The sequence below is a fragment of the Parasphingomonas caseinilytica genome, assembly GCF_036663755.1.
In the GTDB taxonomy this organism is placed as follows: domain Bacteria; phylum Pseudomonadota; class Alphaproteobacteria; order Sphingomonadales; family Sphingomonadaceae; genus Sphingomonas.
Genome location: NZ_JAXOJL010000001.1, coordinates 1,093,507 through 1,119,603 on the forward strand (window position 1 = coordinate 1,093,507; position 26,097 = coordinate 1,119,603).

At 61.7% G+C, this 26,097-nt stretch carries 26 protein-coding genes; 7 read left to right on the forward strand and 19 right to left on the reverse strand.

Translation table 11 applies throughout. The features are described from left to right. Positions 1-79 precede the first annotated feature (79 nt). Together U1738_RS05240 and U1738_RS05245 are read right to left on the reverse strand one after the other, a co-directional pair. On the reverse strand, positions 80-1,225 hold the full coding sequence (locus U1738_RS05240) for an acyltransferase family protein (protein ID WP_332787950.1): 1,146 nt from the start codon (positions 1,223-1,225) through the stop codon (positions 80-82). Beyond that, positions 1,222-2,889: an O-antigen ligase family protein gene (locus U1738_RS05245; RefSeq protein WP_332787951.1), complete on the reverse strand. Its 1,668-nt coding sequence runs from the start codon at positions 2,887-2,889 to the stop codon at positions 1,222-1,224. The genes U1738_RS05240 and U1738_RS05245 overlap by 4 nt, the downstream gene beginning before the upstream one ends. Before the next feature lie 6 nt (positions 2,890-2,895). Between U1738_RS05245 and U1738_RS05250 the strand changes: the two genes are divergently transcribed. Further along, positions 2,896-4,473: a hypothetical protein gene (locus U1738_RS05250; protein ID WP_332787952.1), complete on the forward strand. Its 1,578-nt coding sequence runs from the start codon at positions 2,896-2,898 to the stop codon at positions 4,471-4,473. Here U1738_RS05250 and U1738_RS05255 read toward each other — a convergent pair. From U1738_RS05255 to U1738_RS05265, 3 genes are read right to left on the reverse strand one after another with little or no spacing between them, the layout of a single operon-like run. After that, positions 4,451-5,476: an acyltransferase family protein gene (locus U1738_RS05255; RefSeq protein WP_332787953.1), complete on the reverse strand. Its 1,026-nt coding sequence runs from the start codon at positions 5,474-5,476 to the stop codon at positions 4,451-4,453. The genes U1738_RS05250 and U1738_RS05255 overlap by 23 nt on opposite strands. Before the next feature lie 20 nt (positions 5,477-5,496). Further along, positions 5,497-6,870: an oligosaccharide flippase family protein gene (locus U1738_RS05260; protein WP_332787954.1), complete on the reverse strand. Its 1,374-nt coding sequence runs from the start codon at positions 6,868-6,870 to the stop codon at positions 5,497-5,499. Positions 6,871-6,906: 36 nt separating this feature from the next. After that, positions 6,907-7,620 carry a WecB/TagA/CpsF family glycosyltransferase gene (locus U1738_RS05265; RefSeq protein ID WP_332787955.1) on the reverse strand — a complete coding sequence of 238 codons (714 nt, stop codon included), beginning with the start codon at positions 7,618-7,620 and terminating at the stop codon, positions 6,907-6,909. Positions 7,621-7,776: 156 nt separating this feature from the next. Between U1738_RS05265 and U1738_RS05270 the strand changes: the two genes are divergently transcribed. The 4 genes from U1738_RS05270 (at position 7,777) to U1738_RS05285 (ending at position 11,194) form a co-directional block, all read left to right on the forward strand. Beyond that, positions 7,777-8,820 carry a glycosyltransferase gene (locus U1738_RS05270; RefSeq protein WP_332787956.1) on the forward strand — a complete coding sequence of 348 codons (1,044 nt, stop codon included), beginning with the start codon at positions 7,777-7,779 and terminating at the stop codon, positions 8,818-8,820. After that, the gene (locus tag U1738_RS05275; protein ID WP_332787957.1) at positions 8,817-9,350 is read left to right on the forward strand and encodes a serine O-acetyltransferase; all 534 of its coding nucleotides are present in this window, start codon (positions 8,817-8,819) and stop codon (positions 9,348-9,350) included. Before U1738_RS05270 ends, U1738_RS05275 begins: the two co-directional genes overlap by 4 nt. Then, on the forward strand, positions 9,347-10,408 hold the full coding sequence (locus tag U1738_RS05280) for a glycosyltransferase (RefSeq protein WP_332787958.1): 1,062 nt from the start codon (positions 9,347-9,349) through the stop codon (positions 10,406-10,408). Before U1738_RS05275 ends, U1738_RS05280 begins: the two co-directional genes overlap by 4 nt. A 66-nt stretch (positions 10,409-10,474) precedes the next feature. After that, positions 10,475-11,194 carry a glycosyltransferase family 25 protein gene (locus U1738_RS05285; protein ID WP_332787959.1) on the forward strand — a complete coding sequence of 240 codons (720 nt, stop codon included), beginning with the start codon at positions 10,475-10,477 and terminating at the stop codon, positions 11,192-11,194. A 17-nt stretch (positions 11,195-11,211) separates the two neighbouring features. On the opposite strand, the gene U1738_RS05290 is transcribed toward U1738_RS05285, so the two are convergent. From U1738_RS05290 to U1738_RS05315, 6 genes are all read right to left on the reverse strand, one after another. Next, positions 11,212-12,399, reverse strand: a complete 1,188-nt coding sequence (locus U1738_RS05290; protein ID WP_332787960.1) for a glycosyltransferase family 2 protein — start codon at positions 12,397-12,399, stop codon at positions 11,212-11,214. Beyond that, entirely contained in the window at positions 12,396-13,589 is a 1,194-nt protein-coding gene (locus U1738_RS05295; RefSeq protein WP_332787961.1) for a glycosyltransferase, read from the reverse strand. Before U1738_RS05295 ends, U1738_RS05290 begins: the two co-directional genes overlap by 4 nt. Before the next feature lie 98 nt (positions 13,590-13,687). Continuing rightward, a complete protein-coding gene (locus U1738_RS05300) occupies positions 13,688-14,494 on the reverse strand; it encodes a CpsD/CapB family tyrosine-protein kinase (RefSeq protein ID WP_332787962.1) in 807 nt (268 codons plus the stop codon). Continuing rightward, positions 14,491-15,978 carry a GumC family protein gene (locus U1738_RS05305; RefSeq protein ID WP_332787963.1) on the reverse strand — a complete coding sequence of 496 codons (1,488 nt, stop codon included), beginning with the start codon at positions 15,976-15,978 and terminating at the stop codon, positions 14,491-14,493. The genes U1738_RS05300 and U1738_RS05305 overlap by 4 nt, the downstream gene beginning before the upstream one ends. After that, positions 15,975-17,180, reverse strand: a complete 1,206-nt coding sequence (locus tag U1738_RS05310) for a hypothetical protein (protein WP_332787964.1) — start codon at positions 17,178-17,180, stop codon at positions 15,975-15,977. The genes U1738_RS05305 and U1738_RS05310 overlap by 4 nt, the downstream gene beginning before the upstream one ends. Next, positions 17,177-17,794 carry a polysaccharide biosynthesis/export family protein gene (locus U1738_RS05315; protein WP_332787965.1) on the reverse strand — a complete coding sequence of 206 codons (618 nt, stop codon included), beginning with the start codon at positions 17,792-17,794 and terminating at the stop codon, positions 17,177-17,179. The genes U1738_RS05310 and U1738_RS05315 overlap by 4 nt, the downstream gene beginning before the upstream one ends. A gap of 213 nt (positions 17,795-18,007) precedes the next feature. On the opposite strand from U1738_RS05315, the gene U1738_RS05320 reads away from it, so the two are divergent. Beyond that, positions 18,008-19,522 carry a tetratricopeptide repeat protein gene (locus U1738_RS05320; protein ID WP_332787966.1) on the forward strand — a complete coding sequence of 505 codons (1,515 nt, stop codon included), beginning with the start codon at positions 18,008-18,010 and terminating at the stop codon, positions 19,520-19,522. Between the two features lie 72 nt (positions 19,523-19,594). On the opposite strand, the gene U1738_RS05325 is transcribed toward U1738_RS05320, so the two are convergent. From U1738_RS05325 to U1738_RS05360, 8 genes are all read right to left on the reverse strand, one after another. Continuing rightward, the gene (locus tag U1738_RS05325; protein ID WP_332787967.1) at positions 19,595-20,500 is read right to left on the reverse strand and encodes a peptidyl-prolyl cis-trans isomerase; all 906 of its coding nucleotides are present in this window, start codon (positions 20,498-20,500) and stop codon (positions 19,595-19,597) included. Positions 20,501-20,564: 64 nt separating this feature from the next. Next, positions 20,565-21,287: an exosortase-associated protein EpsI, V-type gene (epsI, locus tag U1738_RS05330; protein ID WP_332787968.1), complete on the reverse strand. Its 723-nt coding sequence runs from the start codon at positions 21,285-21,287 to the stop codon at positions 20,565-20,567. Further along, positions 21,284-22,153: an exosortase V gene (xrtV, locus tag U1738_RS05335; protein WP_332787969.1), complete on the reverse strand. Its 870-nt coding sequence runs from the start codon at positions 22,151-22,153 to the stop codon at positions 21,284-21,286. The genes epsI and xrtV overlap by 4 nt, the downstream gene beginning before the upstream one ends. 25 nt (positions 22,154-22,178) lie before the next feature. Then, positions 22,179-22,310 carry a hypothetical protein gene (locus U1738_RS05340; protein ID WP_332787970.1) on the reverse strand — a complete coding sequence of 44 codons (132 nt, stop codon included), beginning with the start codon at positions 22,308-22,310 and terminating at the stop codon, positions 22,179-22,181. Between the two features lie 16 nt (positions 22,311-22,326). After that, positions 22,327-22,572, reverse strand: coding sequence for an XrtV sorting system accessory protein (locus U1738_RS05345; protein WP_332787971.1), 246 nt, complete (start codon positions 22,570-22,572; stop codon positions 22,327-22,329). Positions 22,573-22,671: 99 nt separating this feature from the next. Further along, the gene (locus tag U1738_RS05350) at positions 22,672-24,069 is read right to left on the reverse strand and encodes a sugar transferase (RefSeq protein ID WP_332787972.1); all 1,398 of its coding nucleotides are present in this window, start codon (positions 24,067-24,069) and stop codon (positions 22,672-22,674) included. A 190-nt stretch (positions 24,070-24,259) separates the two neighbouring features. Continuing rightward, on the reverse strand, positions 24,260-24,523 hold the full coding sequence (locus tag U1738_RS05355; protein WP_332787973.1) for a hypothetical protein: 264 nt from the start codon (positions 24,521-24,523) through the stop codon (positions 24,260-24,262). A gap of 81 nt (positions 24,524-24,604) precedes the next feature. Further along, a complete protein-coding gene (locus tag U1738_RS05360) occupies positions 24,605-25,207 on the reverse strand; it encodes a hypothetical protein (RefSeq protein WP_332787974.1) in 603 nt (200 codons plus the stop codon). Positions 25,208-25,421: 214 nt separating this feature from the next. On the opposite strand from U1738_RS05360, the gene U1738_RS05365 reads away from it, so the two are divergent. After that, on the forward strand, positions 25,422-26,042 hold the full coding sequence (locus tag U1738_RS05365; protein WP_332787975.1) for a PEP-CTERM sorting domain-containing protein: 621 nt from the start codon (positions 25,422-25,424) through the stop codon (positions 26,040-26,042). Positions 26,043-26,097 lie beyond the last annotated feature (55 nt).

Consider the following 26,097-nt stretch of genomic DNA (forward strand, 5'->3'; position numbering starts at 1 on the left):
GCGCCTTGCGGTTGCTCGCACGATCGATTTTTTGAACGCTGGATCCTTGGCGCTCTTTGGTTAACGATAGCAAAGGACTTTACGTGGCGTCCTGAACCAAGGGAAGCTGACGCAGCCTTCGTGACCGTTGCAAGCCGTTTAGATATCGCCCCAGAGGCAGTTCGACGTAACGATATGTGACGGTCGATATAGCGATCACGAGGCCGAAGAATATCGGATACAACCAGAGACTGTCAAAATAGAAACTCCGATTTATCGCGACGATCATCCGGCTCCAAATCGGCTGAACGATCAATAACAAGCATACGTGATTCAAATATATGGAATAAGAAATCTTACCTAGAAACTGAAAAATCTTTCCTGATATGATATCGCTCAGCAAACCCCTGTCGCAGCTGGTAAACAATACCAATCCACATAAAAGCGGAATTATCATTCCGTCGTTTATATTTTTTTTCATCGCCAAGAAAATTCCGCACAAAATCAAGAGTTGAAAAATCGATAATATTTTTCCCGATATATTATCGATCAGCATTCTTTTATGGCAGATGATCATACCCAGACCAAACCCTGCGAAGCATCGCAGAACAGCAATCCGACCAATGAAATCCAAATTTTCAAAATAAAACGAAATTATAACGTAAAATAACGCCGAAAATAACAAAATTACCGTCGTGGCAATACGTCTTTTCGTAAGGAAGAATGCCAAGAATGGAAATATAGCATACGACAGGATCTCAACACTGATCGACCAAGTAGGCGTATTCCAACCACTTCGCGTAAAAAACCACCCATTTATCAAAGTTATTTGCGCTAATAATAACTTCAGGCTGAATATAGACCAATCTAAAAACACGGTCTTATAGCCCGTGGCAAACAGTATCAAGTCCGCCCCGCCGGCCACAATTAAAAGATACGACAGACAGAATATATGTAGCGGATATATTCTGATAAATCTAGTTATCATGAAATTTTGATAATCGACGTAGTCGACAGAGTTTTTTGCTCGATGCACATATGTAAGAATAAAACCGCTCAATATGAAGAAAAGGTCCACCATCAGATAACCACGGTCGAAAAGATCGCTAGCCACCTTGAATGGCAGCCGATACCCCGCAAATTGCAAATGATAGGCGACGACAATCAAGGCGGCGACGCCCCGCAAGCCAGTATTGGACTTTATTTGCGGCAATGGATCGGCGGCGAGAGCAGGAACCGACGTCATCCTGCGGCAGGAATCCTGCCTGCATCGCTGGAAAAATCTTCACTTCTGACGACACGCGTCGGTCTCGGAGCGGGCTTCGCGCGCCGCGCCAAGGCCAGTAACGGACCGGTAAGCCCCAATGCTATCGTCGGCCATACAAGTGCGCGCACGCCGGTGGACGTGAAGCACAGACCGACCATGCCAACTACGAGCATCGTCTCTGGCACCAATTGCACCTTGGTTACCGCGGATCGCCCTACCGGCGCGCCCCGCCGCCATGTCGCCATCAACGGCGTTCCCCAGATCATGATCCAGATCGCGAAACCTATCAGACCGCTGCCCAATGCCACGTACAGATGCCCGTTGACGAAATCGACGATTCCCTGCCCCTGCACCAGCTGAGCCATTGCATCACGCAATTCGGTTGGCGATTGGCCGAACCAGGGATGCAAGCGAACCTGATCCAGTCCGCCTTCCAGTAGCAGACGACGATATTCAGCCGTGTCCGCCGCAGCGCCGGTCCGCCCCAGGCTCTCAGCCAATCGCCCGCTTTCGGGCAATATCACCCCTGCCACCGCATAAAGCACGGCAAAGGCGGCAAGGGCGCCGGCGACCTGGAGCCGCATCCCGCGATACGCCCACAGCGCGCAATACCCTGCGGCGCAGGCAATCCACGCGCCGCGCGATTGGGTGGCGAGCAAGCCCAAAAGCAGAACCGCATTGACCGCCCAATATCCAATGGTCTGGAAATAGGACCGGATGGCCCATAAGCCGGGAGGAAGGATCGCTAGGAAAAAGGCGAAGGCGGTCGGGTTGAGAAAGGGACCGCCCGAACGCATAAAGCCGGCGCGAACGTTCAGCACTGCAATGTCCAGCATCTTGACGCCCAGATGACTTGGTATCGCCTCGTAGAGTGCCCAGTGGCGGCTCGCCTCGAAAATGGCAACCAGTGCCGCCAGAACGCCGGCGAGATAGAAGCGCGACAGGGCCACGCGCGCGTCGTCCTCGCTGCCGATGCACCGGGATACGACGATATAGGGCACGCCGATCGTCAGGAAATTATCGGCAAAGGCGCGCAGATAGGAATTCGCTTCCGATCCGCGGGCACTAATGATGGTGAACAGAAGCACCAACGCCGCCACGGCGAGATCGTATTTTCCGGAATGCAATTTGGCGGTACGCCGGGTCCATAACAGACCAAGCAACGCCCCGATCGCTAACGCCGAAGTCGCGGACAATCGCATGATGTACAGGCCGGAAATGCTGTACTCCACGCTCAGTTCCGGCACCAGCGGCAGCATCAGCAGATAGCCTGCGCAAAGTTCAGGCCGGTTTCGCGCCAGCATCACCGTGACCACCAAGCCGAAATAAGCGAGTTCGACATACGGTATGAACATCAACATCGCCGGGACCAGCAAGGTCAGCGCGAAAACGCGCGCATCAATCAACCCCTTCATCCGACCGGCCAGTGCCCAACGAAAGAACAAGAGGCCGAGCAGTAGGAGCCCATCCAGATAGGCCAGGCTTTTTATGCTTAGAATCACGGGCAGAACGCTTTTCTTCGCGAATGCGCCGAAGGCGATCGCAGGACCGGACGGGCACCAGCACGCTGGCCTATCCCCGGGACATGATGTATGCCCCCCTCCATAAATGCAAGACGAAAGCGGCGCCCCAGCGATGGACACGAGACGATGATGCGGGCAGCGGCTCTCCTGCTTTTACCCGCAGCGGTGCTGGCCGGGGTCGGCACGGCAATCGTTCACCGGAACGGCAAATCTGCAATGATCGCGTCGATATCGTCAGCCGCCGGGCTACCCGTGGAAGCCGCAGACGTGGTGCATCCGACGGTTGTGGGGATGAATGTAGGCGGGCTCGATTACTTCACGGGCGAATGGGCGTTCAACGACATCGTGCAAACTGCCGCAACGGTCTATTTCTCCGATCCCAAGGGAGGATGGAAGGAGGCGGATGGACTATTCCAGTTCGACCAGAGCGGACACCCCATCCACATTCCAAAAGACACGATACTACCCGTCGCACTGCAGGGAGCAACGGTTCGCCTGCAGGGCGGAACGTACGCATGCAATATCGCCGATGGTTGGGACGTCAGGCCGTTTCAGGGTTTGGTCATTAAAGGAACCGGCAAACGCTTTTCGATCGTGGTCGGGCAGCCTGCCCCCGCTGCAGGCATAACCTTCTTTCTGACCGCAACGCGAAATAATGCGGCGCTTAATTCGTTCTCCTGCATCCGGCAAGGCGATGATAGTTCCACGCCGTTCAACCCTACGTTCCTCGCCGAAAAGCGACCTTACAAGGTGTTACGCTTCATGGATTGGATGCGCACCAACAATGCGCCGAAACGGATCTGGGCCGATCGCACCACGCCGGCCTCCTTCACTCAGGGTGGCAAGGGTGGCGTTGCCCTCGAGTACATGGTTGCCCTGGCCAATATCACCGGGTCCGATCCCTGGTTCACGATGCCTCTGGACACCGATCCCGGCTATTATGAAAAGTTCGCGACCTACGTTCGCGAACACCTTGATCCTAAATTGAAGGTCTATGTCGAATATTCCAACGAGGTCTGGAACGACGCACTTCAACAAAGCAAGACGGCTACGCAGCGCGGGCGGGAACTCTATCCGGATGTCGATCCGACGATGGCGAACGATTTCTATTATGCTGATCGCGTCCGCGAAGTGATGGGCATATGGACCAAGGTGTTTGCAGGCCAGCAATCGCGATTGGTGCGAATATTGGCTAATCAAGCGGTATGGGCCGAACGCGCGGATCGCGCCTTGGCGCACAAGGACACTTGGAAGTCGGTCGATGCACTGGCCATCGCGCCGTATTTCACCACCGATCCCTATACGTTGGCGGGAACCGGCGCCACGCGGGTCAATGCACTGTTCGCGCGGTCGCCGGAGATCGTCAACCAGGCGATCGGCAATGCCCTCGAAGCGAAGAAGGTTGCGCGCAAGTTCAGTCTGCAAATGGTCGCCTATGAAGCCGGGCCGTCATTTGTGGGATATCAAAAGGAGATAGGAGAGGACATGCTCGCCGCCAATCGCGATCCCCGCATTTACGACATGTACACGACCTATCTCAAGCGCTGGCAGAAACAGGTCGGCGGGCTGCTCGTGCTGTTCGATGCGGTGTCGACACCGGGGCCGGGCGGTCAATTTGGTCACCGCGAATATACGGGGCAGCCCCTGTCCGAAGCACCGAAAGCACGCGCGGTGGGCGATTTCATGGCACAGCTGAAGCAGTAGCGCGACCAGCGGCGGCTTGCGACCGACCGGGCTTTCCCAGTCCGAACCAAGCCTCCAGTCCATAGCGCGCCGCGGCACGAAAAACGATCAGCGGAATGATCAGACCGCCGGCTACGCATGTCACCAACATCACTGCGGGATGATGCAGGTCCACGGCGGCCAAGGACGTTCTGATTGCCGCCGCGACGATCGTATGCATCACGAAAATCGCCATGGAGGCCCGTCCAAGGGCGGACAACCGAGAGCATCGCTGTCCAATACATTGCGAAACCATCACGACGACTGCGATCCCCGCCCAAGCCTGTGCCAGCGCGGCCCATTGCGGAAAGACCGTGCCTGCCAATCTAACGTAGGTCAGGCCTGTGAACATCATCAATGCGAATAACGCTACCGGGATTGTCCAGCGGGCCAGCCCGCCATCAGTCGTCGCCAGCAAAAGACCAGACATCACCAATCCGACGACAAAAAACGGAAACGACATCAAAAATTCTTTGATTGTCGGATTCAAGGAAGCGATCGGTATTACCAAAAATATGCACGCCAATGAGATATTCATCATAAATATCTTTTTTAGCATCAAGCTCAAGACTTGGCATAAGAATAATATATACAAAAACCAATATTGTAAAATTGGTTGATAACCAATGAATATTAGGCTTCGAAAATCCATAGGCCTGTTGACATATCGAACAGCCAACGCCGAAAGGCACCATGAAATAAGCGACCATAAAATATAGGGGTATGCTATAGTTTTGAGCTTATCTATGAAATATTCTGAGGATGCCTTCGATTGCAGAGAGCGATAAGAGACGATTCCAGATATAAAAAAGAATAATGGCATGTGAAACGAATATATCAGCACGTCTTGGGGCGATCCTCCCCAAGATCCTGGAATGTTTCCGATCAGCGCCTGAGCACGCATCTGATGCGCGTATACGACTAAAATGATCCCGATCCCGCGAGCATTATCCAGCCACACGTGGCGGTCGCTGCCGCCACCCACCTGCACTTCTCTAGTTTGCACTAGCCCAACAACCTCATGCCGAGGGCGTTGACAACGAAGCCCAATCCATATCCCGCGATGGCGAACATGAGAAACAATCCCTCCTTGGCCATATTCAGGATTTTCAAATGAGCCAAGGCCACCCAACAATAGAATTGTGCTACGAATTCGACAGCGACCAGACCGTAGACCATGCCGATCGCGCCGAAAAATACGAAGCCGATCGGCAGCGCAATAGCAAAGGTCACTGCCCGAACAATGTTGAGATACAGCAAGCGGCTGGCGTCGTGCGTGCTCAAAATGGCTTGGCTGGCGACTATAATCGACAAGCGGAAAACCGACGTCATCGCGAGCAAAGCGAGAAACGTTTCTGCGCCGTGATAACGCTTGTCGTACAGGATGTGGATGATGAATGGCGCACAGGCGACGAAACCGCCGGCCAGAAACATGTAACCCAGCCGGATAGAGCGCCCGCAGCGATAATATACGAAGCCAAGCAACCCCGGATCTTCGTTATAAGCACGACAGAATTCCGGATAGATGATCCGCTCTCCATATGATCCAGTGAACAACTGCATCACGTTGGCAATGTTATATGCCAGGATGTACGTCGCGAAAACCTCGAGGCCCATGTACCGAGAGAAGGCGACCTTATCGACCTGCGTCACGGCGAGAAAAAGCAGCGTCGCGCCAGCGACGTAGCGGCCATAGCGCCATACGTCCTTCACCCGAGCGGCGCTGATCCGCCAGTTACGACGCGATTTCTCGAACATGGTGTAGCTGATGAGCGATTTGGTCAAACCGCTGAGAACCATGGCCCATACCAATGCCCAATAAGAGCGAAAATACAGTGCGAGCAGGATTGCCAACACAACCTGCGTGATATGCGGGATGAGATCGAGCAGTGATATTCGCGCGATCTCTCCCCGCTTCGCCGCGGTCGCGAAGCTCATTGATGAAAATCCTTCAATCAATATCACCAGCGAGGAGATGATGATCGCGGGCACCAGATCGGGTTGTTGAACATAGGCGGCCAGCAGCGGAGAAAGGGCAACGATCGCAACGGTGATGACGATGGATCTGAGCAGCCTGATCGTCCAAACCTCATCGAGCATCTCTTCATCATGCACCGGCTGCCGGACCACATAGGGAAAGAAGCCGAGATCGGTCATCTGAACGAAAATAATGTTGATGGTCGAAATAAATCCCATGATACCAAAGGATTTCACGTCCAGCAGCCGGGTCAGGATGACCGAACTCACCAAGCGCACAGCCGCCATCAGGATATTGTTGGCGAACACCAGGATCGATCCTCGGCGCGCGAAACCGATCGCCGCTGCGAGCGACGATCGCAAACGACCACGGACTCCTGGCAGCGTTGATTCGGATTTCATTTAGGCGACCTGTTCTGGCATTATCAGTGCTTTGTATCAGGCATTTGGTTTCGACCAGCGAAACGCGAGCAGAAAAATCTTCGGCCCGTCCCACAAATAGCGCCGGGCGAGGCGTTTGGGGTTGCCGGCGAGCCGCCAGGCCCATTCCATGCCCGCGCGCTGGACGGCGCGCGGTGCGCGGACTTGCGCGCCGACGATGAAGTCGATTGCAGCGCCGATGCACAGGGCAGTGCCGAAAACCCCGCCATCTCGCGCCATTTCGTAAGCCAGAATCTCCTGCTGCGGCGCGCCGACCGCCAGCAAGGTGAACCGCGCACCGGCCTCCGCCGCGGCGCGGACGGCGGCGGCCCGGGCCTGTGCATCGTTCCGCAATCCCATCGGCGGCTGATGATGCACGAGATCGAGCGTCGGAAATTTAAGTCGCAAACTCTCGGCGAGTTCCCGGCTGCCCCCGACAAGGCAATAACGATCGCCCGCTATGAGAACACGATCGAACAAGGCCACGATCAGGTCGCTGCCCGGCACCACAGAGAGCGTAATCCCCCGCATTCTGGCCAGCCGCGCGAGAATGCGGCTGTCGCAGAGTCGGATCGTCGCCGCGTCGTAGATCGGGCGCAAGCGGGCTGGATCGGCGGCGATCTGCACCATATGATCGACATTGGGCGTTACGACATAGGCGAAGCCGTCCGCGGCCCGACGCTGCTGCAGCCAAGCGACCATCTCTTCGAAATCGTATCGGTCGAATGCCATATCGAGAAAGGCCGTCTTTCCCGTCGATGGTATGCCCATAAACTCGCCCGCCCCGCCGAACGCCGATCCCCGCACCATTAAAATGCCGCAGCGCAACCAATTGACAACCGCCTATGTGTCACACCTATGAGTGACGTCCAGCGAAAGTGATACGAATTGGCGCAGCACGAACAGGGTGGATCCGACCGGGGCAAGCTGGGCATCGTCGTGATCGGTCGCAACGAAGGCGCGCGCCTAGTGCGCTGCCTGGAATCGCTGCCCGATGACGTCGCGCGCGTCTATGTCGATTCCGCCTCGTCAGACGACAGCGTCGCGATGACCCGCGCGCGCGGCATCGACGCGATCGAACTGGTCGCCCCGCCTCGCCTGTCCGCTGCCCGCGCGCGAAATGCGGGGCTAGCGCATCTGGTGGCGCAGAACCCTGCGCTGGAATTCGTCCAGATGATCGATGGCGATTGCGAAGTGCAGACCGGCTGGCTGAACGCCGGTGTGGCGGCGCTGGAGGACGATCCCGGCCTAGCTCTGGTCTTCGGGCGGCGGCGCGAGCGTTATCCGGATCGGTCGGTCTACAACGCCATGTGCGACGACGAATGGAATGTGCCGATCGGCCCGGCGACGGCGTGTGGTGGCGATGTGCTGTGCCGGGTCGCGCCATTGCAGGCGATCCAGGGCTACGACCCAGATATGATCGCGGGCGAAGATCCCGACATGGCGGTGCGGCTGCGCGGCACCGGTTGGCGGTTGACCCGGATCGATCACGAAATGACGCTGCATGACGCTGCCATTCTCGAATTCGGGCAATGGTGGATGCGCTGCAAGCGCGCCGGCCACGCCTTTGCCGAACTTGCGAGCCGCCATCCCGATCTGCGCTCACCGGATTATCGCCGCAGTTGCCGCAGCATCGTGATCTGGGCGGGCGTCATGCCGGCGCTGTTCGTCGCGGCACTGCTGGCAGCGGTTTTCATCTCTAAGATTTTCGCGCTGCCAGCGGCCGCACTGCTGCTGATCTGGCCGGCCAAGATGGCGCAGATCGCTTTGGCCAAGGCGCGCACCCTGCCCCCGCGCGTGGCGATCGCCAGCGGTATGTTCCTGATGCTGGGCAAATTTCCCGAACTGCTCGGGCTACTGCGCTTCCGCCGAAGCCTCGCTAGCGGGCAGCGGTCCGGCCTGATCGAATACAAACAGGCGGCCGAACGATGAGCGCAATCCCATCGTTATGGGCGCAGATCCGCGAGGATTGGCAGGCGCACGGGTGCGACTGGACCAAGCCGGGCTTCCGCGCGGTGGCGGTGCACCGCTTCGGCGTGTGGCGCATGACCGTCCGGCCGAAGCTGCTGCGCGCGCCGCTCAGTGCAATTTACCGCGCGCTCTATCGCCGCTGCCGCAACGTCTACGGCATCGAATTGCCCTATTCGGTCAGCCTCGGGCGCGGCGTGATCGTCGAGCATCAGGGCGGCATCGTCGTCCACGGTGACACGGTGATCGGCGACCATTGCATCATCCGCCAGAATTGCACGCTGGGCATCCGTCGGCTCGACGCGCTGCATGACGCGCCGGTGCTGGGTCGCGGCGTGCAGCTCGGTGCGGGCGCGGTGGTCCTCGGCAAGGTCACGCTCGGTGACGGGGCGATCGTCGGCGCGAATGCGGTGGTGCTGATCGACGTGCCCACCGGTGCGCTGGCGACCGGCGTTCCGGCGACCATCACATTGCGCAAGGGCCAGCCATCTTGAACACCCCGCAGAAGCGCAACGTCGCCGCCGTCATGGTCAATTTCCGCACCGCCGCGCTGGCACTGGCATCGGCGAAGGCGCTGGCCGGCGCGCGTGCGGAATTTCCCGATCTGCGGCTGGTGATCGCCGACGGCTTTTCCGACGACGGATCGGTCGAAACGCTCGCCGAGGGTATCGCCAAAGACGGGCTTGGCGACTGGGTGGCGTTGCTGCCGCTGGCGGTCAACGGGGGCTTCGGCTGGGCGAACAACCAGGCGATGCTTCATCTGCTGCAGTCCGAGACGCCGCCCGATTATATCTACCTGCTCAACCCCGATACCGAGGTGACGCCCGGTGCGGTTTCCGCGCTGGTCGATACGCTGGATCGCTTCCCGCGCTGTGCGGCGGTCGGCAGCCTGTTGCTCAACGACGACGGCAGCCCGTCCGGCTCCGCCTTCCGTTTCCCCTCGATCGGGCGCGAATTGCTGCGTGGCGCGAGGACTGGCGGGATCGGGCGGTTGCTCGGCATCACGTCGATACTGGTCGATGACGGCGAAGCAAGCGAGGTCGATTGGGTAACGGGCGCGAGTATGATGTTCCGCGCCGGTGCGCTTAAGCAAACCGGCCTGTTCGACACCGCCTTCTTCCTCTATTTCGAGGAGGTGGAATTGATGCACCGGCTGAAACGCGCTGGCTGGACGATTCGCCACGAACCGGCGAGCCAGGTCCATCATATCGGCGGCGCATCGACGGGTCTGGCCTATAACCGCAAGGATTTCGCGGTCGGGCCGCCTTTGCCGCGATACTGGTTCGCCTCTCGCAGGCGGTGTCTCGCGCTGATCGCAGGCAAGGGAGCTGCGTGGTCAGCGAGTGCCGCGTGGTTGGCGGGGCATGGCTTTTACATGCTGCGGCGCGTGCTCGGCCGGGGCGGCAACCATATTCCGAGCCGTCGCGAGGCGCGCGATCTGATCGGCTATGGGCTGGTGGCGAGCCGCGCAGATATCACGCCGGATGCGACGCCGTGGGACGAAACGCCAGGCCGCACGCCCGCCTGGATGGTGCGATCCAGGCGTGGCTGAACGCGCGGCGGTCCGCTTGTCACGAATTGCGGCGATATTTACGATCCGAATGCTGGGGGCATTTTCATGAACGATCTATTGGCGAAATTCGATCAGATCCGGATCATCAACCTGCCCGAGCGCAAGGATCGCCGGCGGGAGGTGACGAAGGAGCTGGCGCGGATCGGCGCTCTGGGCGATCCGCAGATCGCTTTTTTCGATGCGGTGAAGCCGACCGATCCGGCCGACTTTCCCAGCCTGGGCGCGCGCGGATGCTTCATGAGCCATCTCGATATCCTGCGCGCAGCGGTGGCCGATGGCGTCGGCACGCTGCTGATCATCGAGGATGATTTCAACTTCACCGATGATTTTGCGATGAGTGCGCGCGAGCAGATCGATCGTCTGTTCGGTGCCGATTGGGACATCTTTTACGGCGCGTATCGCCTGCATGGCGCGATGCCGGTGGCGGGCATACCGCTCTCACCCGAGATCGCGGTCGAAACCACGGCGTTTGTCGCTTTCAACAGCCTAGCCCTGCCACGCGTTATCGCGTTCCTCGAAGGGATCCTGACACGCCCGGCCGGATCCCCCGATTACGGGCCAATGCATGTCGATGGCGCCTATTCCGTGTTTCGCCGCTTGCATCCGGACGTCGTAACCTATGTCGCGTCGCCCAAGCTCGGCTATCAGCGATCGTCGCGGTCTGATATTTCGGATAGCCAGCCACTGATCGACCGGATTCCGGTGCTGCGCGATCTGGCAACCCTTGCGCGGCGGGTATTGAAGGGGCGCATCGGGACGGCCTGATCCTCAGAGATTGCAGATCAGGGCCGGTCAATCCGTTCGGTTCGGACCCAGGCGACTGTGCGCTTGCCGGCGAGGATGCGGGCGTATAGCGCGAGTTTCCATATGATGTAGAATGGCAGGCGCAGCAAAGTCGCGCCGCTGATATGACGCCGCCCCTCGACCGCCCATGCCGCCGCGACGGCCGCGAGCAGGCAGGCGAGCAAGCCACCGCCGATGATCGCGGGCAAGGTGATCGCGGTCGCCAGGGCAAGGACCACCGCCAACAGCGTCACGACGACATTCGCCAGCAGCAACAGCGTGAGCGGCGGGACGAGCAGGTGCGCGCCCATCCAGATCTTCGCCCAGCGTCGCTCCGCCAGCCCCGAGCCGAGCAAGCGCGGCGCGACGCTGCGCGCGGTGGCGAGGAAGCCGCCCTCCCAGCGGGCGCGCTGCGTTTCGGTGCCGGAATCGCCGCTGCTGTCGGACCACACCGTCGCGCGCCCCTCGAACACCGGCGGCAGGCCGCGTTCGATCAGTTCGATGCCCATCACCAGATCCTCGACGACGTTGCCGGTGGCGAGGTCTAAGTTGGCGAAGGTGGCGCAAGGGAAGGCCATGCCGGAGCCGGTGAGGATCGCCGGACCACCGAGCCGCGCGATGCCGCGCTGACGCACTATGTTCTTGGTTGCAAAGGCGAAATTGGAGATTTGGACGGCCGCCGATGCCTGCAATGCGGGGCGAAAGACGTAGCCCGCCTGTACCACGCGGGCGGTGGAAAGTGCGCGTGTGGAAATGCGGGCCAGCGCGGGGCGGTCGATCGCGCAATCGGCGTCGAGCACCACCACGATCTCGGGCGGATCGAGCGCGAGGTGATCTCGACCGAAGGCGAGCGCGTACCCCTTGCCGCGCCGGGTCGGATCGTTGCGCTCCACGACTTCGAAACCGGCCTCGCGCGCGACCGCAGCGGTGCGATCGGTGCAATTGTCGGCCACCAGCAGCACGCGCGCACCGGCGGCTTTCAGATCGGCCAGTCCGGCAAGCATCGCGGGCAGGCTCGCTTCCTCATTATGCGCAGGGATCAGCAGCGCGACCGAGGACGGCAACCCAGGCGCGGCGCTGGTCGGCGTTGCGGCGAGGCCGAACGCGATCTCGCACAGGAACACCGCATCCACGACCAGAACGGGCAGCAGAACGATAAGCGCGAGGATTTCCAGCACGCCGATCATGCCTCGTCCTGAAACAATGAAGCGAGCGACGCGCCGATCTTCACCGAATCGTGACGCGCCAGAACGCGTTCGCGGCCGACCCGGCCCTTCCCCGCCAGCGTTTCCGCGTCGCAATCGAGCGCGGCGGGCATCGCCTCCACCAGCGCGGAGACCGACCCCGCCGGGACCACCCAGCCGCACTCTTCATCGACCAGTTCCGGCACGCCGGCGATGGCCGTGACGAGCACCGGCGTTTCCAGCGCGAGCGCTTCCATGATCACCACCGGCAGCCCTTCGGCGAAGCTCGGCAGCACCATCGCGCGCGACGAGAGCAGAATGTCGCGCACCTCGGCCGCTCCGACGAAGCCGGTGATCGACACGATCTCGCCCAGACCCCGTGTCGCGATCATCGCCTGCAACTCGCCACGCATCTCGCCATCGCCGACCAGCACCAGGCGGAAATCATCGCGACGCTGCGCCAGTTCGGCCACGGCATCGATCAGGAGCGGGATGCCTTTCTGCGCGCTCAGCCGCGCGACGCAGCAGAGCGTCTTGCCGTAATCGGCGCGCGGCGCGATCTTCTGCGTGAACACTTGGTCCACGCCGCACGGTACGATTTTGATCTTGTGCCAGTGAGCGGGATCGCTCCAGCGCATCAACTGGCTGCGGCCATAGGAACTGATCGCCATCACATAACGTGCATCGGCGATCTTGCCGCGCAGATCGAGCGCGCCGGGCGCATCGAATTCATCCGGGCCGTGGACGGTGAAGCTGTAGGGAATGCCGGTGAGGCACGACACCAGTCGCGCGACCGCCGCCGGATTGGTGCCGAAATGGGCGTGCAAATGATCGATCCCGCCAAGCTGGCGCGCGATCCAGCACGCCTCGACCAGATAGAAGATCTGCCGCCAGCCGCGCCGTGGCTCATCGAGGAAGGCTTTCAGGGCGATGCCCAGCGCGCGGAAAAACGCCGCCGGGCTTCCGAACAGCAGCTTCAGCGTCGCGAGGATCAGCGTGCCGATGCCCTGGCTGACCACGACCCGGGTTCGTTCCGCTTCCAGGCGATCCGCCGGATCGGGCAGGTTGCCGTCGAAAGGCCGGATCGAAAAGCGCGTCACGCCGACGCCCGACGCCTCCAGCGCGAGAATCTCGCGACGGATGAAGCTGTGGCTGACCGCTGGATAGCGATTGACGAGATACGCTATCTTCATGCCGGCATGTTCCTGCGCACAAACCCATCGGGCAAACGGCCCGGACCAGCCCGGTCGACCGGGTCAGCCAAGGCTCGCCCTACGCCCGATTGGTTACGTCAGGAATAATATGCATCGTAATAACGCTGCGTGCCGTAGCCGAAGCCGTAATCGTCGCCGCCGATCCCGCCGCGATACATGTTGAGGATCGTCCCCAAACATGGTGCCGGCTTGAGCAGCTCGATCGCGTCGCGTACTTGATGCGCAGTGGTCTTGCCCTCCTCGACGACGAAGATGTAGCCGTCGATCTCGCGCAGGACGATCGCGGTATCGTCGTTGGCGAAAGCCGGCGGCAGATCGCATATGCAGATCACATTGTCGGACAGGCCACGCATCGCCTTGACCAGCGTCTTCAGGCGCGTACCGGACAGCAACTCGGCCGACGAATCCCCCGTCGGGAAGGACGGGAAGATCGTCAGGCCGGTGCCGTGAATGTCATAGGCGGCGGCATCGAGCGAATCGATCTCGCCCGACAGGAAGGAATTGATTCCCGGACCTTCGGGAATATCGAACGTCTTGGCGATCGAACCGCGCCGCAGATCGAGATCGAATAGCAACGTGCGCGTGCCCGGAATGCGCGACAGGGACGCGGCGAGGTTGCTCGCCATGAACGACTTGCCGACGCGCGGCGTGGCAGAGGTAACGCCGATGATCTTGAAATCATTGGCGCGCATCAGCTTCAGCACCTGCGCGCGGAGCAGGTTGAACGGACGCGAACGCCGATCGCGGCTGTTGAAGCCGAACACGCCGCGCGCCGGCGAATCGAAGCGCTCCAGCGATTCGATCGTGGCGCTGCGGCGCAGGATCGACGAGGGCGACAGCGGCGTCTCGCTGATGCCCGAATCCCATTCGTTTGAAAGACTCACGCGTATTCGCCTTCATCGGTTAGCGGAGCGGTCGGCTCGGGCTTCTTCTTGCGACGCCAGCTCCAGCGACGGCCGGCGCGGGTGCGCTTCTTGGACAGGACCGGAACCACCGCCAGCGGCGGCACACCGGTGATGTTCGTCAGCGTCGCGACGTTGCGGATCGGCCGCTGGACCAGTTCAATCAGGAAGGCGAGCGCGATGCCGACGGCCAGACCGCCGACGATGCCGCCGATCACGAAAACCGGACGATTGGGCTTGGTCGGCTTATCCGGCGTCACCGGCGGATCGATCAGCGTCAGACGTTCGCCGCGCTGTTCCTCGGTCAGCTTCGCCATCGAGCGTGCGTTGAGCAAGTTCGACGTCACCTTGCCCAGATCGGTACGGATCGCATCGGCACGCGCCTGAAGCTGCGACACTTGCTGCGCGACCACTGGGCCGCGCGCCTGGGCGGCGGCCATCGTCGCGGCACGGCCCTGGGCCTGTCCGCGCGCGCTGGTCAGCTCGGCGATCGCCTGGTTGTTCTGCGCGATCTGCTTCTGCACCGAACTGGCGACGTTGTTGGTCTGGAACTGCGATGCGGCGGTTTTCGCGGCGGCGAGCCGGGTTTCCGCCAGCTTCACGTCGGGATGATCGTCCGAATATTGCGCCTTGGCCGCGGCGAGCTGTGCCTCGGCCGCCACGACACCGGCATCGCGACCGACACCGGCCGTCCCGCTCTGCTGCTGGAGCTGAAGATTCTCGCGGCGCAGCGCGGCGATCTGGCTGTCGAAATCGCCGCCACCGATCGTGATCATGCCCATGCCGCCGCCGCTCGACAGAGCGGCGCCGTTCTGGCCGGTCACGCGATTGACCTGGCCCTCGATCGCATCGACCTGGGCCTGCAGGCTGTTCTGCTGATCTTCAAGGAAGCGGACGTTGGTCTGCGCCTGGGATTGCGATTCGGACTGGTCGAGCTTGAGCAGCCGATCCACGAAGGTCTGCGCGACGATCTGGGCTTCGGGTGCGCGCGGATAATCGAACTTCAGCGAGAAGGCGATCGATCCGGATCCGCCGGCCCCTGCCGCACCGCGCGTGATGCTTGCATCGACGGCGCTGATTTCGGTCGCGTTGCGCATTCTGTCGACCAGTTCGGACAACGGCTCCGACCGGCTCGACGCGTTGTAGAGATTGTTGTTCTGGATCAGCTCGACCAGATCGGGGCGCGCGAGGATCTGCTGACGGATCTTGGCGATGCGCCGATCGATCACGTCATCAGCCGGCCCGCTGGTGGTGCCGCCGGGCAGGTTCTGCGATTCGACGAGCAACAGAGCGCTGGACTGATAGGAGCGCGGGAGCAGGAACGCCGCCGCCGTCGCGACCAAGGCGATGATCACCGCCGGCACGATGACGAACCATTTCCGCTGCCACAGGATCAGTGGCAAGCTACCGAGGATGCTGGAAGATTGTTCTTCCTGTCCGGCGGTGTAGCCGGAGCCTTCCGTCATTTCTTGTCCCCGAATTTGATGGCGACGCCGATCTGGCCACCATAATCTGCCGCGCGGTTGCCGTTCGCGCCGTAGACGTCGCGATACCGGCCGGTCGTGATGATGCGCACCCGTTCACGAATGGCCCGATCATATCCGATCGAAGCGTTAACATATTCGTTCCGACCGGTCAGGCCGGGCACTAAAAGCTGATTGTTGCCGTTTCGCACATAATCGGCGTTGGCGAAAATGGTGCCGCGTTCGGATAGTTTGTAGGAATAATTGATACCGATCGCGGTTTCGTTCTGCGTTCCGGAAACGCCGGTCGGCACCACGGAACGGCTGGCCTTGACGCACAGGTTCGCACGTTCGGCGATCCGGCACAGGTTCAGGTTGCCGGACAAGGTGCTGCTCGTCCCGCCGCGGCTGGCATCCTTGACGAACGATACGCCGAGCGCCCCATCCGCCTTCCAGCGCGGGCCGAAATCGGTCGAGAACGAGCCGCGCACCGAATAGATCGTGGAATCGCCCTGCGGGCCGACATAATCGTATTTCGCGACCGAACCCTGGGCACCGAGTTGCAGATGTTCGGAAATCTGGCGCGAATAGGCGGCCGTGCCGCCATAACCGTCATAATCGCCGAACAGGCCGAAATTCTTGAAACGCGTGCTGACGAAATAGGCGCTGGTGGTCAGCGTATCGCGCGGCGAGATGATGAACGTGGCATCGCCATCGGTGCGGAACGTCCGACGGCGATCGCGCGTGCCGAACAGCGACAGATCGCTGCCGGTGACCGGCGGAGGGGCCGTATTGGTCGGGTCGAACGCGCCGTTCAGTCCATTGTTGGAACCGACGATGGAATTATCGAAGCTGGCCCCGAGATGCGTGGTGACGTGCTCGCTCGGCGTGCCGTTGTAATTCAGCGCGGTCGAATAATTCTGCGCATTGTCGTAGCGCCGGAAATATTGCTGATACTGGGCGTATCCGGACAGCGTGAACACGCTGCGCTCGTTGACCAGCGCGATGACCGGCGTGATCGAGATATCGGCCACGCCGCTGCTGGTATCACTGCCCGTTTCTGAGAACGGGTTGTTCGAATAGCCGATATTGGCGGCACCATCCGCGCTGACGCGGATGTCGCTTTGCGCATAGGCGATACCGGGCAGCGCCGACAGCGAGGCCGCAAGCACCGCATAAAGCCGCGTGCGTCCGCGCGGCATCATGGCACGATCACCGTATCGCCGCTTTCAAGCTGCGGAATGCCGGACAGGTCACGAGCGCTGGGATTGCCCTTAAGTACGTCGGTCAAGCGCACCTTGATCGCGGTCAACCGGCTGCCGACCTTGCGCAGGATCGTGACCTCGGACAGGTTCGCGAAATCGGCCGGGCCGCCCGCCATCGTCAGCGCTTCAAGTACGTTGATGTAGCGACCGGGGGTGAATGCACCGGGCGTCCTCACCTTGCCGGCAACGCTGAACTGCAGGCCGGTCGGCTGACGCACCGATACGGTCACTTTTGGCACGGTATCGCGATATTGCGATTTCAGGCCGACCGCGACCGCCGCCTCGACCTCTTGCGGAAGCTTGTTCATGGCATCGACCTGCCCGACCAGCGGGAACGCGAACGTCCCGTCCGGCAACACCTTCACGGTGCGCTGCAGGCGTTCCTCACCCCAGACATAGACTTCGATCTCGTCGCCGGGATTGATGCGATAGGCCTTGATCGGCGTGGCTGGGGCCGTCACGGTGATCGAGCTGGACTGGGCCGAAGCCATGCCCCCGTTCGCGATCAACCCGAAAACGATGCCGCACGCCGCCAGCTTAGCGGATAAGCGCATTTGTAGCCCCCTATTTATTGTCGCCGGGGTCTTAACCCAACACACGGGCGCTGTGCTAGGCGAAAAGAGAGTAAATGCGGGGAGATGCGCATTTATGTCGCCACGCCGTCTATGAAGGACGGGGACTGTGAAGGGCAGGCGCGAATTCGCATTGCCTGATGCCCGGAAACTCGCAAAGCTAATATTTACATCGCTTCGAGTACGTACAGCATCATGAAGTACAAACGCATTCTCATTCCCGTCTTTGCCATGGCCCTGACGCTGACGAGCTGTTCGTCGGCGGACACAACCGCCGCCAAAGCCGCCGCCGAGGCGGACATGGCGCTGCAACAGGGCCGCATCCCCGACGCGCTGCGCGCCGCGCACGAGGCGGTGGCGGCGCGCGACGATGTCAGCGACTATTGGCTGCTGCTCGGCCGGATCAGCCTGGCCGCAAGCGATTATGGCGGCGCGTTCACGGCCTATGAGAACGTCATCCAGCTCGATCGCACCAATGTCGAGGCGATGCGACTGATCTGCCAGTTGGGCCTGTCCGTGCGACAGCCCGACAAGGTCGACAAATATGCCGACCAGCTGCTGCTGCTGACGCCGAACGACAATCTTCCGCTGGTGATGAAGGGCGGTGCCGCGTTGCAACGCGGCGACAAGGACGCTTCGCTGCGCTTTGCCGAACAGGTGCTGGCGAAGAACCCGGAGGATCTGGGCGCGCAGATCCTGAAGGCACGCGTCCTGGCGGCGCGGGGCAATTTCAACGACGCCGCCGCGCTGATCGAGGGATCGCTGACGCCGACCGGCGACAATACCCCCCGACTGACGTTCCTGAAGGATCTGTACACCCAGGCGCTCGACCGGACGCGCTACAGCTACACGGTGAAGCGCATCGCGGCCGCGAACCCGAAAGATCCCAACATCCAGCTCGAATATGCCGAGATTCTGTATCAGAGCGGGCAGCAGGCCGAGGCGAACCAGATCGTCCGCCAAGTGATGCTCGACCGGCCGGGCGATATCGCGCTGGCCGCGAACATCCTGGAACTGTGGCTGGCCGAGGGGCCCGACGCCGTGCCGCAGAACCAGATCGCGGCGCAGGCGGCGGCGATGTCGCTCGAAATGAAATCGACCTACGCGCAATTCGCCAACGAGATCGGACACCCCGAAATCGCCATCGCGATCATCGGCCGGGACGCGGATGCCCCACCGACGGCGGAGAATTCCGACGCCAAGGCGGCACTGGCCTATGCGATGGGTCTGCAGGGCCGCCGTGGCGACGCGATCGGCCGGCTGAACGAGATCCTCGATTTCGATTCGGACCAGCCGCGCGCACTGCTCGCCCGGGCGAGATTGTATGGCAAGAGCGGCCAGCTGACCGCCGCGATCACCGATGCGCGACAGGTGGTGTCCGACGACGGGCAGAATGCCACGGCGCGGCTGGCGCTGGTCGATGCGCTGATCGCGCATGGCGACACCGATCTCGCCGCCACCGCGCTGCGTGAAGGCGTGCGAGCGATGCCGGGCGATGCACGCCTCACCGCGCGATTGGCCAAGACCTTGATCGCGAGCGGCCGGCGCGATGCCGCCAACGATGCCCTGCGCGACCTCACCCGCGCCGCGCCGACCAGCCTGCGCGCACAGCGGCTGCGCGCCTCGATCGATCCGACCGCCGTGCCGGACAAGCCGCAGCCGGCGGATACGATTTCGGCGTCGAAAGCGGGCGGCACCCTGCCCCTCTGATCTAATCCAGACACGAAAACGCCCGGCGATGCTGTCGCATCGCCGGGCGCCGGTATTCCGTAGATCGGGTCGTCAGATCTTGGGAGCCGCATCCGGTGCGCCAGCGGGTGCGACACCAGCCGGAGCGCCCGTGGCCGGAGCGGCACCGGCAGCGGCACCCGCCGGGGGTGCGAAGCCGGCCTGATATTCGATCTTCGCGGCGGCACGGGCCTTGGTGACCTGCTTGCGCATCGCATCGGCCAGCGCCTGCTGACGCAGCACGTTGAGCGCGGCGGGCTTGGCCTGATCCTCCGGCGTGGTGATCGCTTCGGCGGACTTGATCACGCTGGCGACGAGACGGCCGTTGTCCGGAATGAGGAACGGCTCGCCCGCCGGCAAGGCCGCGATTTTCGATGCCACTTCCGGCGGCAGCATGCCCGAATCGACCTGGCCGTTGCCGCGCTGGAACTGGATGCCCTTGGCGGTCAGGATCGCGGCGATCGCCTCGAGCGAGTGCGCCGGCTGAAGCTCGCGCACCAGCGTCATGTCGCTCGGCTGCGGGAACACGATTTGGTCGAGCACGTAGCGCTTGCGCCCGGCGAACATCGTCGGGTTGCTGGCGATGAATGCCGACACCGCGGCGCTGTCCGGCACCGGCACGTTCTTCGACAGCTTGCCGGCGAGCATGTTGACGATCAACGAATCCTGCTGGCGGCGCGCCTGTTCGAGATAGGCGGGCGACTGATCGAGGCCGTCGGCCTTGGCCGCCTGGACGAGCAGGGTGCGATCCACGACGCGCTGCAACAGCTGCGCCATCACCGCCTTCTTGTCCGCGCCGGCCTGCAGCGTCGCGCCGTTCAGTTCGGCGTTGAGCTGCTGCTGCGTGATCTCTTCGCCATTGACGACCGCGACGACCTGGCCGCCGACCTTCTTCTGGCAACCGGACAGCAGCACCAAGACGGCGGCGGTTCCGGCGATAAACTTAGTTTTCCTGTTCACCCTTGTTCTCCTAACCCTGTGACGCCGGCGGCTTTGCCGGCGTATGACCTGTCGATGAAAATTCTCAGCGAAGCCCGACGAGCACGTGTCGCATGGTGGTTCCCACCGAAGCGTAAAGATCGCGGGCAAATCCGTCGAGTTCGGCGACGCTGACGTCCGGCGAAACGCTGGAAATACGCACCAGCAGCCCGTCCGGGATCTTGCCCTGGAGATTCTGCGTGAACACCGCCCAGCGCTGTTCCGACCAGCGGCGCGGAAAGGCCTGGCCCAGGCGCGTCCAATAGACGATCTGTTCGCGGCGCAGGCCCGTTTCGGCGATGATGAAACGCGACGGCACGTCGAGACCCGATGCCAGCGGCAGGGTATGTTCTTCGATCGTCGTCAGCTTGAACCCGCCCGCCGGATAGCAGACCTCCGGCCGGTGGATCTGCACCACCCCGTCCTGCGCGCCGTTATAGGCGATCAGCAGCATCATCTGCACGCCGCGCGCGTTGATGTAGGTGCGCGTCAGCAACTGACTGTAGAGTTGCTTTTCGAGCTGATCCTCGGGCGGCAGCACCAGGCCGCTCGCCGCGACGAAGTTCCAGCCGGCAAACCGGTTGGGCACCAACGCGTCGATCTTGTTCTTGCCGAGCATGTTGAGCGGATCGCGTGGTGTCAGCGCGAACGCCGTTGCCGCCGCCGCGAGGAAACCGCCGCCGATCAGCAACTCGCGCCGCGACCCGACCAGCGGCGGACGCGATCCGCCCGATGTCGTGCCCGATGGCTTGGTGGAGGTTTCGCTCATTGTACGCGCCCCTTGGCCGCCAGCTTGCGACGCAGCGGCGTGCCCAGCCAATCGAGTACGAAGATCGACAGCAGCGCCGAGGCGAACATGCTGAGGCCGGCAAGTTCATGGAAGAAGCCCTGCCCCGCCGCTTCACCGAAATGATAGGTGATGAGCAGCAACAGCAGCACGCGCACCAGATTGGCGACGATCGCGATCGGCAGGATGAAGCAGATCAGCACGAGCATATAGGCGAAGTTCGAACTGTGCCGGATATAGCTGTAGAACATGCCGAGCGCCGTCAGGCTGAGCAGCGAGTTCAGGCCAGCACAGGCCGCCGCCACCAGCATCTGATACTGGCCGATCTGGATCATCACGCCGGATCCCGCGATCGGATAGCCCAGGCCGTGCAGCATCGTCACCGCCGTCTGCGAGATCAGGATCTTCAATGGCTGCGTCAGCATCGCGAACAGCGTGTCGGGCGGCGGGAATACGAACAGCATGTAGACGAGCGGGAACCATATTGTGCGCAACACCGCGCCGCCCCAGATACCATAAGCCGCGACGATCAACGCCGCGTACATCATGAAGCCCTCGATCTCGATGATGCCGGAGATGCGGGCCAGCGTGAAGACGATCAGGATCGGCAACAGCAGGCCGAACGTAATCAGCGCGTTGCCGGGCCTGGGACGCGGTTTGGACGCGCGCAGTTCGCGCACCAGCAGCCAGATGCCAGTCAGCAGGACGATCGGGCCATGCGCGCCCTGCTCGCTCGACCAGCTGTCGCGCCCGACGTCAAACATCGTCGGCCCGACCAGACACACGGCCGCGAGCGCGATCAGCAGCCCCGGTTTGGAGAAGGCTGGCGAACCGACGGGTCGATCCATGACCAGTGGACTTTGAACGTTAATCTTACGCCTCCCACTCGCGGCGGCTGAACGCCGCCCCGGCATTGTCGTCCGATGTGATCCACATCGATTGCCCTGCCACGCCCCTCATTAGCGCATCGTGACGGCCGGGAACAGCGGACAGGTGCCGCCCCATGCCACGCTCACATGCGCTATTTCTTCCAATGTTCCAGCGGCTTCAGCACATACCAGACATAGACCCCGATGCCGGCGATCGCCAACCAGGCCAACGCCTCCTGCCCGTGATTGCCGAGATAGTTGGCCACCGCGCAGCCGATCGCGGCGGGCGCATACTGCCACATCTTGTCCTTCGGTTCGTCAGCGCTGGAACGCTGAAGGAACAAGGTGATCAGCCCCCCGAAAATGGCGACGGTCAGCCAATCGTAAACAGTTTCCAAAACCCCATCCCCTGACAAAACAAGCTGCGCGAGACAAACACCCAAGCAGTCTTAAACGACTTTTAGTTAAGATATCCCCGACGAACAGATGGCCCGTAATCAAAAAGCATTCGGATGCACAAGTACGCGAATCGTCGCGGCCAGGATCGCGAAGTCTCTCCATAGCGTCCACTGGTTGAGATATTCGAGATCGGCCTGCAGACGACGTACCAGATCCTCGCGTTCATGCGTCGCACCGCGCAGGCCGCGCACCTGAGCCAGACCGGTAATCCCCGGCTTCAGCGAGTGGCGATGCCAATAGCGCTGATCGACTTCCCAGAAATGCTCGACCCCGGCCAGCGAGCCCAAAGCGTGCGGGCGCGGGCCGACCAGGCTCATGTCCCCGTGCAGCACGTTGAGCAGTTGCGGCAACTCGTCGATGCTGGTCGCGCGGATCAGGCGACCGACGCGCGTGATGCGCTTGTCGTCGCGCTGCGCGGATTGCTTGCCGTCGGCATCGCTATCTTCGGCCCGCATCGAGCGGAACTTGTAGACCGAGAACAAGCGGTTGCCGCGCCCCATGCGTTGCTGACGGAAGAAGATCGGCCCCCGGCTCGTCGTCTTGATCAGCACCGCCACGAGCAGCAGCAGCGGCGAGAGGAAGACGATCGCCGGGATCGTCATCGACAGATCCATCGCGCGCTTTAGCATGCGGCTGCGCAGGTCGAGCGGCCCGGATGCGACCTGCATGACGCACTGGCCATGATAACGGCTGAGATGGTTCGCGCCGACCTCGTCGAATTCGGGTGCCAGCACATGCCCCTGCACGTCGGTGCCCTTGAGCAGCAGCGACCATGCGGGGCGATCCTCGACCGGGCAGCACACCAGTACGTAATCGGCACCGCGCACGGCATTGCCCAGACGATCGAGCATCTTCGGATCGCGCAGATTGGGGCGCAGGCCATATGCTTCGGCATCGATCACGCGCGCATCGCCGACATCCGGCACAATGCAATTGTCGACGATGACCAATTCGGCGCGCAGATGCTGGTCGCTCGTCTTGTTGACCACGCGCTTGAACACGTAGCGACCGGCGACCAGGAAGACCGCGCCGGTCATCGATCCCACGCCGTAGACGATCCGCGAGAATTCTAGCGAAGAGCGGGCGTAGAACGCGACGAACAGCACGACGACGACGGCCAGAAAGAAAGCCATCAACGCCTTGCTCAGCCCCTGCTTCCAGTTGACCAGCACCTGATAGCCATAAGCCTGGCTGTTGAAGGCGAAAATCAGGAAGATCGGGGTGATCAGCGCGGCGAGATAAAAACCGTTGGCACCAAACACTTCGCGGTTACGCAACAGTCCGGCAAGAACATAAGCGAGGACTATGCTCGCCGAATCCGTGATCGCCAGCAGCGCGTATAGTTGAAAGCGCCGGGCTTGCTTGGACGTGGCGTAGCCGAGCGTGGTGAAACGCTGGTACGTGTCCCCCTCGCCTTCGCCGTCCACCACGTCCATACTGCAATCCCCGATGGACAAAACAGGCGCCCCACCTCGCCCCGAGGAAGGATTACGCGACCGTAACCAAACAACGACGACTCACGTCGTAGCCTGTTCCAAGCTGCGCTGGTTAAAGATACGTTGATCGTCTTTCAATTAGACGACGCGGCCCCTATCACGAATTCCGGTAGATAGGCGGCGTTATTCCTTACAAAAGCAGGAATATTCCCGTGCCTGCGGCAACGAAGCCGGCCAGCAGACCGATGTATCCGCAAGCGACGGAAATGGTGTGGAAGACATCCGAGGGCGATTCGGCGATGAAAACGGGGGCCTGTTGCGCCGCCATCCGCGAATCGATCTCGCCGATCATCTGACCGACCAGACCGCCATAGGACAGCGAACGCGCCTCGAATTCGATCGGCGCCGGACCGATCGCATTGGGCTTCTTCGCTGCTGCAGTCCCGCTGGCCATGCCGAATTCCTCTGAATACCGGACGAGGATTAGAGCGGCATTGGTTTATTTTTCGTCAACGCGGACAGGTCAGGGCGAGCATCAATACAGCCAGTTACTCCACTGTGCCCGGACGGCCCAGCCCGCGCCCTGGCGCGCGAGTGCGTAGGTCGTGCCCCAATGATCCGCCGTCACCGTTACGTAGGCGACATTCCGCACCACGACGGGGTTGGAGATGCGAAAGTTCGGCGTGCAATGGAACGACACGCGATTGCGCAACCACCACCGTGCCCGCAGGCCGGAGACCGGCCAGTCGGGCGAGATCATCACCTTCTGGTTCGCCGCCTGGGACGACATGATCCACGCGTTGCGGTCGAGCTGCGCCTGCAATTCGGGCACGAGTTGCGGCGTCGCATTGGCCGGCTGATCGATATGCACCGCCGCCTGGGTCTGCGTGGTCCGATACAATTGCGCGACGGACAATGCCGAGGTCGGCTTCAGACCCGCCGGCACATACCATACCGGCAGCTTCAGCCCGCGCGGCGGATTGCTCGTCATCGTGCGATAGACATCGAGCGGCCGGCCGGCCGTGGCGGCATCGACGCAGACCGCCTGGCCCGGCACGGTCAGCAGCTTCAGCGTCTCGAACACGATCTTTTCCCGATCGGTCTGCGGTACGGCTCCACTGCCCGTGCAGGCCGCCACGCCCAAGCAAGCCAGAGCCGCAATCGACAGCCTCGCACTCCGGGCAGGTTGCCGATCGCGAGCCGCAGACCGCGCATCCCGTTCCGACGCGCTGCCCGATTCCTGCCCGATCCAATTCATAAACAACCTCACCCTATGTGCCATTATCGCACAGCCCATCCGGTAACCATAACGATCTATCGCTTTTCTCTTCAAGTTGATCTATCCAAAGGTCGTGCAAAACTCAGCTCAACCCAACTCGCGCGCCGAACGCTACAGCTTCACATCCGCCGCACTGTCGGTGGGTGCGGTGGTCATGCTGATCGGCATCGCGCCTCGCAATGAGCGCGCCCTCTTCCTGCGTGATGCGCAGGGCGATGCGAAGGCCTTCGCCGCCGTCGTGCCGCCGCTCGATGCGGCGCGTGCGCAACTGGAACGCGGCGCGCTGGACGACATCGCCCTGCGCAGTGCGCGATCGGAAGCCGCACAGCGCAATCGCGCCAACCGCAGCTTTGCCTCGTCGGGCACGGAATTGATGCCCGGTACGGTGCCGGCCCTGCTGTCCAACGCGCCACGCGGGTCGGCGGCGGACGGCCTCGGTAATGCGGCCGCACCCGGTGTGGCCAATGCCGCCGATCCCGGCGTCGTCGCGCCGCCACCGACCGGTGGTCAGGCTCCCGGCGGCGGCGGCGGCGGCGGTGTCGCTCCCCCGGGCGTGACCACGCCCCCGCCCGGCGGAACCGGCCCCAACGTGCTGCCCGAACCCGGCACCTGGGCGATGATGTTGCTCGGCTTCCTAGCGATCGGCGTCATTCTCCGCCGCCCGTTCGGACGGCGCGCCGAGGCGAGCGCCTGAACCGATCCGATCTTAGCTGACGTCTCGTGACCTCGGGCATGTCCCGGGGTTATGC

Coding starts and splice junctions, on each gene's coding strand:
- U1738_RS05310 (WP_332787964.1), bottom strand. CDS start 17,180: ATGATGCCGCGCGGACGCACGCGGCTTTATGCGGTGCTTGCGGCCTCG.
- U1738_RS05320 (WP_332787966.1), top strand. CDS start 18,008: ATGAAGTACAAACGCATTCTCATTCCCGTCTTTGCCATGGCCCTGACG.
- U1738_RS05285 (WP_332787959.1), top strand. CDS start 10,475: ATGAACGATCTATTGGCGAAATTCGATCAGATCCGGATCATCAACCTG.
- U1738_RS05290 (WP_332787960.1), bottom strand. CDS start 12,399: ATGATCGGCGTGCTGGAAATCCTCGCGCTTATCGTTCTGCTGCCCGTT.
- U1738_RS05275 (WP_332787957.1), top strand. CDS start 8,817: ATGAGCGCAATCCCATCGTTATGGGCGCAGATCCGCGAGGATTGGCAG.
- U1738_RS05340 (WP_332787970.1), bottom strand. CDS start 22,310: ATGGGGCGGCACCTGTCCGCTGTTCCCGGCCGTCACGATGCGCTAATG.
- xrtV (WP_332787969.1), bottom strand. CDS start 22,153: ATGGATCGACCCGTCGGTTCGCCAGCCTTCTCCAAACCGGGGCTGCTG.
- U1738_RS05295 (WP_332787961.1), bottom strand. CDS start 13,589: ATGAAGATAGCGTATCTCGTCAATCGCTATCCAGCGGTCAGCCACAGC.
- U1738_RS05355 (WP_332787973.1), bottom strand. CDS start 24,523: ATGGCCAGCGGGACTGCAGCAGCGAAGAAGCCCAATGCGATCGGTCCG.
- U1738_RS05315 (WP_332787965.1), bottom strand. CDS start 17,794: ATGCGCTTATCCGCTAAGCTGGCGGCGTGCGGCATCGTTTTCGGGTTG.
- U1738_RS05240 (WP_332787950.1), bottom strand. CDS start 1,225: ATGACGTCGGTTCCTGCTCTCGCCGCCGATCCATTGCCGCAAATAAAG.
- U1738_RS05305 (WP_332787963.1), bottom strand. CDS start 15,978: ATGACGGAAGGCTCCGGCTACACCGCCGGACAGGAAGAACAATCTTCC.
- U1738_RS05265 (WP_332787955.1), bottom strand. CDS start 7,620: ATGGCATTCGACCGATACGATTTCGAAGAGATGGTCGCTTGGCTGCAG.
- epsI (WP_332787968.1), bottom strand. CDS start 21,287: ATGAGCGAAACCTCCACCAAGCCATCGGGCACGACATCGGGCGGATCG.
- U1738_RS05350 (WP_332787972.1), bottom strand. CDS start 24,069: ATGGACGTGGTGGACGGCGAAGGCGAGGGGGACACGTACCAGCGTTTC.
- U1738_RS05250 (WP_332787952.1), top strand. CDS start 2,896: ATGATGCGGGCAGCGGCTCTCCTGCTTTTACCCGCAGCGGTGCTGGCC.
- U1738_RS05260 (WP_332787954.1), bottom strand. CDS start 6,870: ATGAAATCCGAATCAACGCTGCCAGGAGTCCGTGGTCGTTTGCGATCG.